Annotated in this window: 9 protein-coding genes; 3 read left to right on the top strand and 6 right to left on the bottom strand. The window is 56.2% G+C overall.

The window, feature by feature from the left end:
* Positions 1-8: 8 nt before the first annotated feature.
* Positions 9-914: a LysR family transcriptional regulator gene (locus VSR72_RS32485; protein WP_342956358.1), complete on the bottom strand. Its 906-nt coding sequence runs from the start codon at positions 912-914 to the stop codon at positions 9-11.
* A 270-nt stretch (positions 915-1184) separates the two neighbouring features.
* Here VSR72_RS32485 and VSR72_RS32480 point away from each other — a divergent pair, with 270 nt between their 5' ends.
* Positions 1185-2603: an MFS transporter gene (locus VSR72_RS32480; RefSeq protein ID WP_342956357.1), complete on the top strand. Its 1419-nt coding sequence runs from the start codon at positions 1185-1187 to the stop codon at positions 2601-2603.
* 348 nt (positions 2604-2951) lie between these two features.
* On the opposite strand, the gene VSR72_RS32475 is transcribed toward VSR72_RS32480, so the two are convergent.
* The 4 genes from VSR72_RS32475 to VSR72_RS32460 all read right to left on the bottom strand — a co-directional run bounded on the left by VSR72_RS32475 (position 2952) and on the right by VSR72_RS32460 (position 9147).
* Complete coding sequence (locus VSR72_RS32475) at positions 2952-4976, bottom strand: acyl CoA:acetate/3-ketoacid CoA transferase (RefSeq protein ID WP_342956356.1); 2025 nt, start codon at positions 4974-4976, stop codon at positions 2952-2954.
* A gap of 582 nt (positions 4977-5558) precedes the next feature.
* Positions 5559-6986, bottom strand: coding sequence for a multidrug transporter subunit MdtD (gene mdtD / locus VSR72_RS32470; RefSeq protein ID WP_342956355.1), 1428 nt, complete (start codon positions 6984-6986; stop codon positions 5559-5561).
* 257 nt (positions 6987-7243) lie between these two features.
* A complete protein-coding gene (locus tag VSR72_RS32465; protein WP_342956354.1) occupies positions 7244-8005 on the bottom strand; it encodes an alpha/beta hydrolase in 762 nt (253 codons plus the stop codon).
* A gap of 335 nt (positions 8006-8340) precedes the next feature.
* The gene (locus VSR72_RS32460) at positions 8341-9147 is read right to left on the bottom strand and encodes an SDR family NAD(P)-dependent oxidoreductase (protein ID WP_342956353.1); all 807 of its coding nucleotides are present in this window, start codon (positions 9145-9147) and stop codon (positions 8341-8343) included.
* A 309-nt stretch (positions 9148-9456) separates the two neighbouring features.
* Between VSR72_RS32460 and VSR72_RS32455 the strand changes: the two genes are divergently transcribed.
* Positions 9457-10278, top strand: a complete 822-nt coding sequence (locus VSR72_RS32455) for an SDR family oxidoreductase (protein WP_342956352.1) — start codon at positions 9457-9459, stop codon at positions 10276-10278.
* A 120-nt stretch (positions 10279-10398) separates the two neighbouring features.
* Entirely contained in the window at positions 10399-11391 is a 993-nt protein-coding gene (locus tag VSR72_RS32450) for an amidohydrolase family protein (protein ID WP_342956351.1), read from the top strand.
* On the opposite strand, the gene VSR72_RS32445 is transcribed toward VSR72_RS32450, so the two are convergent.
* Complete coding sequence (locus VSR72_RS32445; RefSeq protein WP_342956350.1) at positions 11384-12283, bottom strand: LysR family transcriptional regulator; 900 nt, start codon at positions 12281-12283, stop codon at positions 11384-11386. The genes VSR72_RS32450 and VSR72_RS32445 overlap by 8 nt on opposite strands.
* Between the last annotated feature and the right edge of the window lie 451 nt (positions 12284-12734).

Here is a 12734-nt window from a genome sequence, read left to right as displayed (position 1 = left end):
CAGAACGCCTACGTCCTCGGCAGTGCAGGAAGCTTGAGCGCGCTGATAAGGAGTGCAAGAGCGGCGGAAGGCTGCTTTCTGTTGGCGTAATACAAGTGGAAGCCGGAATACGGGGCACACCAGTCCGAAAGTACACGCTCCAACGCACCATTAGTCAGGTCTGCGTTCACGTAATCTTCCGGGATGTACGCAACACCGTGTCCGGCTCTTGCGGCATTCAAGGCTGCCACCATGTTGTTGAACGTGAGTTGGCCTCCCACGCGAAGCCTCGCCTTCTTGTTACCGAGCGAGAACTCCCACGGCACCACCCTCCCCGTCATCGGCCGTCTGTAATTGATACATAGATGATCCGACAGGTCGTACGGCGTCGTTGGCCGTTGCCTTCCTGAAAAGTATTCAGGTGATGCCACAACGGCCATTCGCAACTCCGGTCCGAGCGGGACAGCGATCATGTCCTTCGGAACCTCGCGCCCGAGTCTTACCCCTAGATCGAACCTCGCATCGACGATGTCGACATCACCCGCGTTGAGCTCGACCTCCAGCTTGATAGAGGGGTGTCGACGCATGAATTCACTGAGTTTCGGCCAAAGGACGGTCGTAAACGCGTGCTCTGGTGTGCTGATCCGTATTGTTCCACTGGGTTCGCTCCCAAGCCGTTCAATAAAGCTCAACTGCTCGGCTATTTCCTCGAACGAGGTCCGGAGAGTCTCCAGTAGAAGCTGCCCTGCTTCCGTCGGTGCAACACTTCGCGTTGTCCGATGCAAAAGGCGCACACCGAGTCGCTCCTCCAGTCTTCGAACCGCGTAACTAATCGCCGACTGGGAGGTCCCGAGCCGCACCGACGCACGGGTGAAGCTCCGCTCTTCCGCGACAGCGGCAAAGGCGTTCAAGTCGACAAGTGCTTCCCGTTGCATGATTCGTTTCCAGGCCAAAAAGGGATGATGATCGAGCTATAAGTTTGGAACCGATGCTTGTTGGCTACAAGCGATTTATGAAATGCGGATATAGCCGCAACCCGAGGTGCAGAGTTACTCGTGAAGAGATAACGCCGTAAACTTTGAAGGCGCCGGCGACCGCGTTCGACCCGAAACAACGCGTCAACTACCCTCCTCGCAAGCCCGCACGTTTCAGCAGGACCTCCTCCACTTCTATCGGAACCTACTAAGGTGGCGACTACAGGCAGTATGAGCATCGACCAACGCAAACAGCGCACTGCTTCGCTATTGGTCATTATCGGCAGCTACCTAATGATTGTACTGGACACCTCGATCGTCATCGCAGGGCTCCCACACATCCGCGCCGACCTCGATCTCACACCTGCGCAACTCTCCTCCGTTCAAAGCGTCTACACGCTTTTCTTCGGAGCGTTCTTGCTCTTCGGCGCCCGTTGCGGAGACCTCGCCGGGGCGCGACGCATCATGCAGGTCGGTCTATCAGTATTCATCGTGTCCTCTGCAGCCATCGGAATGGCCCAGGACTCCCTTTGGCTGATAGTAGCGCGTGCGGTCCAAGGAATCGGTGCATCGCTCATCGCACCCTCTGCTCTCACCCTGCTGTCCCAGAACTTTGAAGAAGGCGAGGCGAGAAACAGCGCACTCGCGTGGTATGGGTCGACAGCAGGAATTGGCGCAAGCGTCGGCCTCGTGCTGGGAGGCGTGTTTGCGGAGACCCTTTCATGGCGCGCTGGATTCTTCCTTAATATTCCCGTAGGCATAGCCCTTCTTTGCATTACGCGGCGTTCTCTCAATGAGAGCCCGCGCTTCCCTACGCGCCTTGATACCTGGGGAGCGCTTCTCTCTACATTGGGGTTTGGCGCGATCATCCTCGCTGTAATGCGAACTGAAGTCGAGGGATGGTTGAGTGGCGGTGTGCTGCTGCCCGCAGCCATCGGCGTGGTAACCATCGTGGCTTTTCTATGGCATGAACGTCGAACTAGCCAACCTTTGATGCCAATGCGCGTATTCGCGCATCGTCGCAGGCTCGGAGCCTACATCATTCGCTTCCTGTTTCTGGGGCCGATGGTCTCCTTCTTCTTCTTCGGATCGCAGTTCATGCAAGACGGGCTGGGGTTTTCCGCAATCGAGGCCGGACTTGGCTTTCTTCCAATGACAATCGTGGCATTCGTCTCTCCCTTCTCTGTTCCAATGTTAGCAAGGCGAATGGGCGAAGATGCTGTTTTGCTCCTAGGTCTGCTCATCACGTGCATCGGCATATTGTGGATGAGCTTCCTGGACATTTCTGCGTCATTTTGGATGTCCATCGGTCTCCCCATGACGCTCATCGGAGCCGGACAAGGACTCAGTTTGGCCCCGATGACGTCTGCGGGCGTATCCGGCGTCGCAAAAAATGAGACTGGCGTAGCCTCCGGTGTACTCAACGTCGCTCACCAACTCGGGGCGTCGCTTGGCCTAGGATTGCTCACGTCCGTTGCGGTGTGGGCACAACGCGGAGTTGCCGACCATCAAACTGCACTCGTACATGGTACGCGAGCAGTCTTCATCGTCGGCGGCGCCATGCTGATCGCAGCAATGGTCGCGGTCGTTATATTTTTGCGCCCGTCTGGGAATCACAAGCCTTGCCTTAAAGCAACCGAATGTCGATGAGGTTCGCTGCGCCTCTTTGTGCGATGACTGGGCTACCTGCCGCAAGCGCGTAGGAATTGTGAAGCAGCCCCGTCCACTTGAGTCGTGCCGAGAGTCGCGCAAGTGGCATTGCCCAGCGCGCCATCCGTCGAACCATCAAAGTCGCACTGAATCTCCTCGACGCTATCCAGAAGGCCCAGATCTCTATCGTAAGTACATTTCGCTTTCAGACGCCGTCTTTAGTCGCGATCGTTACGGCCTTGATCGCCACGATTCTCGCGGAAATGTTGCCGGATTGGTCTCTGCGGTAGCTCGTGAGGATCGAACGCCCACCCAGTTTTCGTCCCCGTGGTGGTCGGGCTTGCTCGATCAGTCGGCACGCTTCATCCCATGCTCACGCGCCTCCTCCGGACTTTCATAGATATAAGGGGCGACGCCCCGGCGCTTGAGCGCATCACCGAGCTTCATTCGCAGAAAACTGCTCGTCGTATAGCGGCTGACGCCGTGGTAATAGTCGCGAACCAGCTGGGTGACCATCTCCGAGTAAGCATCCAGCATGTCGGGACGAATCGAGAAGTTATCGTAGTTCACGATGGCATGTGGCTTGACTGTCACACCGGCCAATTGCTTTTCGACCTCGGCACGGATTGCCTCGACGTCGTTTATATCAGTGACTTCGTGTCCCTCGAAGTTGATGAAGAACAGGTTCTTCTCAGGGTCATAGCTAAAACGCTCGCTTAGTTTGAGCCTGAGCAGAACGCTGCGCAAACTCATTGGTGCATCTCGAAAGATCCGCTCGTCCATCACGCGTGGCGGTGTCTTCATCACAGGGCGAAAGTCCATTTGCGCGATGACATCGCGCTCAACATCGATGCCGGGGGCAACCTCTATCAGCGTCAGTCCTTCATTCGTGAGTTCGAACACGCAACGCTCGGTGATATAAAGTACGACTTGTCCGCGCTCGGCAGCATATCGTCCGCTAAAGGTGCGATGTTCAACTGTATTAACGAATTTTCGGCAATCACCTTCACGACGGATCGCGAGCTTGCCGTGGTCGATTGCAATATCGAGCCTGCCGGCGGTGAAGGTGCCGACGAACACTACCTTTTTCGCAGCTTGACTGATGTTGATGAAACCGCCAGCACCCGCCAGCCTCGGACCGAACTTGCTGACGTTGAGATTGCCTTCCTCGTCTGCTTGCGCAAGCCCCAGGAATGCGATGTCGAGACCACCACCGTCGTAGAAATCGAATTGATACGGTTGGTCAACGATCGCCTGCGTATTTGTTGCGGCGCCAAAGTTGAGGCCGCCCGCGGGAATTCCCCCAATCACGCCGGGCTCTGTGGTCATCGTGAAGAGGTCGATGATCTGCTCTTCGTTCGCAACGTTCGCTATGCCTTCCGGCATGCCGATCCCAAGATTCACGACGCTGTTGGCCATCAACTCGAATGCGGCACGACGCGCGATGACTTTGCGTTCGTTCAATGGCATCAGCGCAATGGAGCTCGCTGCCACTCGCAATTCACTCGAAAACGCCGCGTTGTACTGAGTGCCGAACGTCTGCCAATGATTGGCCTGCTGTGCGACGACAACGCAATCCACCATAACGCCTGGTATCTTAACTTGACGTGAGTTGAGCGTGTTCGATTCCGCCAGCCGCTCGACTTGCGCAATCACGATACCGCCTGAATTGCGTGCGGCCATCGCGATTGCCAAAGCTTCCAACGTGAGCGCTTCTTTCTCCATGGTCACATTGCCATCCATGTCGGCCGTCGTGCCGCGCACAATGGCGACATCGATTGGAAACGCCTTGTAGTAGAGATAGTCTCTCCCGTCGATGGGCATGAGCCGCACGAGTTCTTCCGTCGTACGGGTGTTGAGCTTCCCGCCTCCATTGCGTGGATCGACGAATGTGCCTAGCCCGACCGTCGACAGCTGCCCTGGTCGATGTGCGGCGATATCGCGAAATAACTGCGATATGACGCCTTGTGGAAGGTTGTACGCTTCGATGCGATTTTCGATCGCAAGCTTTTGCAAGCCCGGCACAAGTCCCCAATGACCGCCGACCACCCGTTTGACGAGGCCTTCATGCGCAAAATGATTCAAGCCTTTGTCGCGACCATCACCCTGACCTGCTGCGTAGACTAGCGTTAGATCGGCAATTGGCTCATCGCCCTCTTCCCGTATTTTCTCGCGACCATCGAGAAAACGCTTCTCCAGCGCAATAGCGATTTCTTCCGCGAAACCTATCCCGACGAAACCACTTGTTGCAAGCGTATCGCCTGAGCGAATTAGACGCACCGCCTCCGATGCTGATACGACTTTGCCTCGCTCGACAACGCGCACGGACGAAACGAAAGTATGATGGCGGGCCTGAGTCGAGTTTGTCGTCATGTCTGCCGCGCGTTCGGATGAGCGCGCTCCTTGCAGTTGGTTAAGATCTGTCTGCGCTATCAACGCGCCAACATACAAAGCCCAATGCGCACCCCAAATCAATGACGCGATGGGTCGGCGCTTGCAGATAGACTGCGTCTTCGCCTGAGTTGTAGATCATGAGCGCGAAGAGCCTTTTTCACCATAAGGTCATGCCCGTGCTTGGCGACGGGCTCCGCCGTTGGCGCAGGGAGTGGACTGAAATTTGCGATCCATCTGATTTGCTCCGGAGGATTGCGATGAGCGACGTCGCTCTCAGCCCCTCGCGCTATTGGTCGCCTAGCGATTCATTAATGCAAGACAGGGCAATTACCCTGTTCTAGATCCGCGAAAGCGACCCGCTAGGGTCCCTGCCTTTCGCCCCGAGACCGCGCTCCCGCCCATCATGCTGTGGTTCTTCACTTGGAACTGGGAGGTCATTGCGTTGGTGTACTCGCGTCCGTCTATCCGCGGCTCGAACTCATATTCGCTCTAAGAAACGGCCGCGCGGATCGACCCGACTAAGGCCATGTGAAGAGGTGAGCATTGTCGAATCAGTACTCTTCAAGATCCTTGTTCGCTCGCTCGCGTCGAGAAGATCCAGGCGGACAAGGCGGTAAGCACACCCAAGAAAACGAAGGTTGCGTGAAATGCCGAAAGGATATGCGACGGATTATGCCTCCCGATGAACGCGGTAAGTTGCGTCAGCAACACGCCGGCGACGGTTACACCAAGACTCATGGACAGCATCTGTGTTAGAGAAAAGAGACTGTTTCCGCTTGAAGCACTGTCGTGATCGAGATCCTTTAGGGTAAATGTGTTCATGGCCGTAAATTGAACTGCATTGGCCATTCCGAACAAAGTGAATAGCAACACATGCACAAAAATTGGCTGACCAGGAGAAGCAAGTGCGAGAATCGCCATGGATGCGCCAACCAAGAGCGTGTTGCCAACGAGCACCCGTCGGTAACCAAACCGCGGAATCAGAATGATCGCGACTTTCCTCGAAACGATTCCGGCGGCTGCAACTGGAAGCATCATTAGCCCTGCCTGAGTAGGCGTATAGCCCAGACTCACTTGTTGCACGAGAGGAAGCAGATAAGGCATGCCGCCGCAGCCGATGCGCGCAAAAAGGTTCCCGGATAGCCCAACTTTGAAGGTGGGGATCGAGAACAACTTGAGGGAATACAACGGATCTTGCACAGCGCGTGCGTGCCGTATGTATGCAAGGATGCAGCATACTGCGAGCGCCACAAGGCCGCACACTGCTGCCCCTCGGAGCCCGAGTTCCGAAAATCCGTCGAGCGCGAAAGTGATCAGAAGCATGCTCAATGCCAACAGCGCGTACCCCCTCAGATCAAAAGGAAGAGATGACTTGGCGCTCTTTCCGCCAACCATCTGGGTGACTGTCATTACGCATCCGATAATTCCGACCGGCGCGTTAATCAAGAAGATCCAATGCCATGAGGCAACATCGACGAGCCATCCGCCGAGCATCGGACCAATTAGTGGACCGATCATTCCAGGGATGGAGGCGAAGCCAAGAGCGGCAAGTAGACGCTGGCGAGAAAAGGAATGGAGTAATGCGAGGCGGCCAACAGGGGAAAGCATGCCCCCTCCTACCCCTTGCACAACGCGGTAGATGACTAGTTGCGAGAGCGACTGTGCGTTGGCACAAAGCAGGGAACCTACCGTAAAAACGATGATTGCCCAGAAGAAGATACGACGAGTGCCCAGCCTATCGGCCAAGAATCCAGATAGCGGGATTGTAAGCGCCATCGTTAGCGAATAGGCGATTATTACCGACTGCATATGCAGTGGCGGTTCGCCCAAGCTTCTCGCCATTGCCGGCAACGCCGTATTGACGATTGTCGTATCCAGCGCCTGCATGAAAAACGACGCAGCGACCAACCATAAGGTAATGGTCAGCCGCCGCTCGTCTTGCACTTGATTCCCTTTCTGAATTTTTTCCGAGACCGGAGACTTGGACATGGCTTCAAAGGCTGGTTTCGTCGTTCAAATCCAACGCGAATCGAAGTAAGCGACCATCTCCGCGCGCCATCTCCGCATCCATGCTGGGTCGACAAGAGCGCGACTTGATCGTTAAACAAGGCACTCTTCGAGCTGGCTTGCGACGCCTGCAACAGGCGCTCGTTGTGTAAGAAGAGGACACTTGAGCCCTCCTCCGCGTCGCAAGCTCCATCACGTAGAGGAGTGATAGCTCGGTTGGAGCACCGGCGTTCGGATCTTCAACTAATATCTTCCAACATTCGCGTCAACTCCTCCGGTTCAGTCAACATCGCGTCATGCCCCGTCGCAATCTCTAGGTATCTCCAACCGTCTTGTGCCTTCGCATACTCGCGCGAAGAGGCGATATTTGCAAAATACGGCTTCGTACATGCGATGTATGTGACCGGCTTGCCGTTTCCGAGCGGATGCTCCAAGCTGAGCTTGTCAAAGTACGTGCGGTACGGATGCGGCGTGAGGAGCTTCTTGACCCATTCAATCATCTGTGGGTCTGAAATACCAAAGTTTTCCGGTGGACCGGGCGGGATGCTAACGCCTCCGGTCGCCATTGCTCTTTGCTTGTAGACCTCAATCGCCTCCGGCGGCGCTGTGTCGGCAGGAGCTTGTCCCGATTGCAGCAACTGCGCATCCAGATATACAAGATGTCGTAAGCGCTCCGGCACGCGGTCGGCCAGTGCCGACACAACCGATCCGGCGAAGCTGTGGCCCACCAAGATCACGTCGGAGAGCTCTTCATAGTGCAATACCTGCGCAACGTCCTGGATGAAGGTCTCAAGCGAGGGGTTTGCATGGAGAAGGTGGGAGCGCTCGCCGAGACCGGTGAGCGTGGGGGTGTATACCGTATGACCACTCGCTCGCAGGCGATTTGCTACGGTCTTCCAACACCAGGCGCCGTGATAGCCGCCATGAACGAGAACATACGTTTGCGAGGATTGACCCGCAGGCGCCTCGTCGGTAATGGATTGGTTGAGACTTTCAGGCATGCTTTTTCTCTCTGGATCAACTGATATATGCCTACCAGTTGGCACTTCCCGCAAAAGTGTGACTGTCGTTCTCCACATCGATCGGAGGCGCGAACGACACTAAACTTTATAGAATCGTACCGAACGAGGGTCGCGGCGAACATCAGAGGGGACGGTAAGCATCCTTGCCCCGCGCGCAATGATCGAAGCTCGCGATTCTCAGAGGATTCGCAGGCAAGCGGATGTACCTTACGGTAGCGGGAACGGGATTCTGCGATTGCAGAAGGCAGAAAGGCTGTCACTCCAGACGCAAGACCGGCACCTGAAGGTGCCGATCCCATCCTCTATCTCGACGCTTACCATCCGATCTTGGCGAGGGCCCCACCGTCGACCGGAAGAGATACACCCGTAACAAACGCCGCCTCCTCCGAAGCAAGAAACACAGCTGCGTTGGCAACGTCCCAAGCGCTTCCGCCTTGCTTGCGCAGCGGCACCTTGCTGTTGCGCTCGTTCACGATGTCTTCTCGAGTACGACCACTCAGGCGCATCCGGGTATCAACGGCCATTGAGGTTTCGATAAGCCCAGGAAGAATTGAATTAGCTCGAATACCATACTCCGCGTTGCGCATCGCGAAATACTGAGTGAAAGCAGTCAACCCTGCCTTACTGGTTCTGTACGCAATCAACGGCGTGAAGGTTTCGATGGCAGTGATTGACGACACACTGACGATCGCACCGGAGCCTTGCTTTCGCATAATCGGCTCAACGAATTTCGCCGCCATCACAGCGCCTCGGAGGTTGATCCGATTCACCCGGTCAAACGTTTCATCCGTAATCTGGTCGAGCAACTGCTCCCCGCCCATCACGCTCACGCCAACGTTGTAGACAAGGACGTCGATCCGCCCCCAACGGCTCATTGCTGCGTCCACGGCGGCACTCAGACGCTGCGTGTCCGTGACATCGGCCTCGAAAACATCAGCGTCAACGTTCGCCCCCCCCTGCTCCACGCTTTCCCGCGCTGCTGCTGCGTTGCGGTCGACGGCAAGCACAGCGGCACCCTCGCGCAGGAAGCTGATCGTCGTTGCTCGGCCGATTCCCATAGCTTCACCCGGGCTCTGACCAGCGCCGATGATGATCGCCACTTTTCCCTTCAACCGCTCCATCGAAGACTCCTCCATTCATTATCAATGCGAATACGCGCGTCATTAAAAGCCGACGCTACACAGACAATTATAGGCACGAGCGGGCTTGGAAACCGGATTCACCATTGCGTGCGGAGCAATGATGCTTGCCACTCGCCTGCCTAGTGAGGCGGAGCCTTCATTTCTATAATTTTGTCGTGAATTGAGGCTCGGGAGACGGGCCTTTTCCGCACGCGCAGCTTGCGCGCAATGGAAGAGACTGCACGCTGGGCTGTGCGCAGTCGATGCATCGCGCAGTGGGCGTAGCTCAATTACTATGAGGATATCGACATGCTGGATCTCAGCGGCAAGGTGGCTTTCGTGACGGGCGCGGCCTCCGTAGGTGAGGGTTGGGGCAACGGAAAAGCAACGGCAGTGTTGCTGGCACGTCGCGGCGCGAAGGTCTTCGGTGTTGATATCAACAATGACGCACTGCTTGGCACTTTTTCGGCGATGGAGACGGAGGGCCTGAGCGACCGCTGGAAAGGCCGAGTGTGCAACATGACGTCGAGTGATGATGTCAAGGCCGCGGTCGACGAATGCGTTTCGCAGTTCGGAAAAATCGACATCCTGGTCAACAACGTCGGCGGAAGCGCCCCGGGCGATCCTGTTTCCATGAGCGAGGAGACGTGGGATGGTCAAATGGAACTGAACCTCAAGACGACGTTCCTCGGTTGCAAACATGTGTTGCCTATTATGGAGCGGCAGTTCGCCGACACGGGCAAAGGTGGCGCGATCGTCAACATCTCGAGCATCGGCTACATGAGCCACCAGGTGGGTGGCCGGGTGCATGTGGCATACGCCGCGTCGAAGGCCGGAGTCGTATCCTTCAGTCGCGCAACAGCAATCGCTTATGTGAAGAAAGGCATTCGCGTGAACGTCGTTGTCCCTGGGATGATGCACACTCCGTTGGTTGAGAACCGGCTGATCAAGCAACTCGGATTTGACGACGCGAAAGACCTCATTGCACAACGTCACGCAGCGATTCCTATGGGTCGCATGGGTGACGCGTGGGACATCGCGAACGCTGTCTTGTTTCTGGTCAGCGACGAAGCGAATTACATCACCGCAACCCAACTGGTGGTCGATGGCGGCGTGACTGCTGCTCGCTAGCCTGTCAAGGCAAACAAGCTGATCCGAATTCCAGAAAAATCGTAAATCTCCATGACAAGCGCAGACCCTTTACATTTCGCAATAAGGCCTGATTGGCTTGCTTCGCGACATGAGGAACCAATGGCCGCGACTTTGCCAGTGATAGACGCGCATCACCACTTGTATGATCGCCCGGGTAAGCGGTATTTACTCGAGGACATGCTCGAGGACATTCGCTGCGGACACAATGTCCGGGGCTCTGTGTTCGTGCAAGCTCGAGCAATGCTGCGCGCTGAAGGTCCCGAGGAAATGAAGCCCATTGGCGAAACCGAGTTCGTCAACGGCATGGCTGCGATGTCGGCAAGCGGAACTTACGGAGAATCGCGCTTGTGTGCTGGCATCGTTGGTTATGCCGACCTGCGCTTGGGCCAAGCCATTCGGCCTGTACTGGAAGCTCACATCCGGGCTAGTGGTGGAACCTCGTTAGCCGGAGGTCGATTCTGCGGAATACGTCAACCGGCAACGTGGGACACTGATCCCAGTCTCTTCAATTCCAGCTATCCCACTGCCCCGGATATGTTCGAATTGCCAACCGTCCGTGCGGCGATTGGTGAGCTAGCCGAACTCGGTTTGACCTTCGACGCGTGGGTGCTCTTCGCCCAGATCCCACATGTGACCGCCTTGGCCCGCAGCTTTCCGCAGTTACGGATCGTGCTGGATCACTGTGGTGGCATCGCGCTGAGCGGCCAATACCAAGGCCGTACCGACGAGGTCTTCGCACGATGGAAGGATGCTATCCGCGAGCTCGCGGGATGCCCAAATGTGTCCATAAAGCTCAGTGGTCTTGGCATGCGCCTATCAGCTTTCGGCTTCGACTCACGTGATGCGGCCCCGTCGTCGGCAGAACTAGCCACCGCCTGGCAGCCTTGGGTCGAAACGTGTATTGAGACGTTCGGTTCATCCCGCTGCATGTATGGGAGCAACTTTCCGGTCGACAAGGGCAGCTACGGTTATGGGATTGGCCTCAATGCGCTCAAACTCTTGTGCGAGAAAGCGACGTCCTCTGAAAAGGAGGACGTCTTCTGGCGCACCGCGATGAACTTTTACAATCTACCTCAGAACCTGGTCAGCTGACTTCCTCGAAGATCTCAACGAGGAAGTCGACGAACACCCTTACCTTCCGCGAAAGTCCGCGACTACTCGCATAAACCGCGAATAGGTCGGCATGGTCAGTATGCGGCGCGACGGTATAGTCGCTAAGGACCTTCATCAAAGTGCCGTCGGCAAGATGATGACGCACCATGTAGTCTGGCACAACGATTAATCCCATATCCGCCAGCGCGCACCCAAGAAGCACGATGCCGTTGTCAGCGCGCACCGGGCCACTCACTTCGATTTCTTTGTACTCCTCGCCCTTCGTAAAACGCCATCGATTATCGTACGTTGGCGCGACGAAGACGATGCACTGGTGATTTCGAAGCTCCTCTGGATCTCTTGGCACACCATGTTTTCGAAAATAAGCCGTCGATCCGCACACAATACGGCGTGTCGGACTGATGCGACGGGCGACTATTTCGGCGTCGGGAAGGACGCCCAACCACACTGCAACGTCGATATTGTTGGCGATCAGGTCGCGCCGTTCATCCGTAAGCATCACGTCTACAGTCAACTCCGGATACCGCTCCAAGAGTTTCGGCAATGCAGGGATGATAAAACTTGCGCCGGCAGTAGGTCGAAGGGACACCCTAAGAACCCCCTTTACTTCCTCTTGCAGCGACTTGATCTCGGACTTTATCGAATCAAAGTCATTGACAATGGTCGATGCGCGCTCATAGAGTCGACGGCCTGCTTCCGTTAGAGATAGATTCCGGCTATTGCGATTTAATAGACGGGCACCAAGCTCGTCCTCGAGCGACTTCACCTGGCGCGCCACCGAACTGACTGCAGATGCTTCCCTCGCGGCAGCCGAAAAGCTTCCCGCCTCTACCACCTTTAAGAATGTCCTGACCTGCGTGAACTCATCCATCTAACGTCTCCGTGCCGCCATTGCAAACGGCGGATCATTATTGAGGCGTCGACCTGTCACGAACGACTTTCTGGTCTGAAGCTCAGCCAGCTCATTGCCATCCTTAGACGATGGATTGAGAGAGAACTGCAGCAACTCGGCCGTCAAGCGCTCCGACTGACACATCGCACCTTCTGACTCACTCTCCTGCGTCGGCGTCCGCGCGACGATTGCTCGGTAGTGTCCCCGTTATAGCAAATCAAACGCAAATGCGGGCAAGGGCAGACCTGAGCGGTGATGGCAGGAACCTCCACGTCACCCGCACTGTTCTAAGAATTATACAGGGGACAATACGCATTATCAGCGCGATAGGGAACCCATATTGAGAGGTCGGGCCGTTCGCGGGATAGCCGATCACGGCGCTCTCCAGGACACAAGGAATGTTTCGGCGGAGCGCGACGGGTCGTCGCCT

It is taken from the genome of Paraburkholderia sp. JHI869 (assembly GCF_038900775.1).
Taxonomy (GTDB): Bacteria; Pseudomonadota; Gammaproteobacteria; order Burkholderiales; family Burkholderiaceae; genus Paraburkholderia.
The sequence above is the reverse complement of the archived record's forward strand: the minus strand, read 5'-3'. Positions and strand labels throughout refer to the sequence as shown.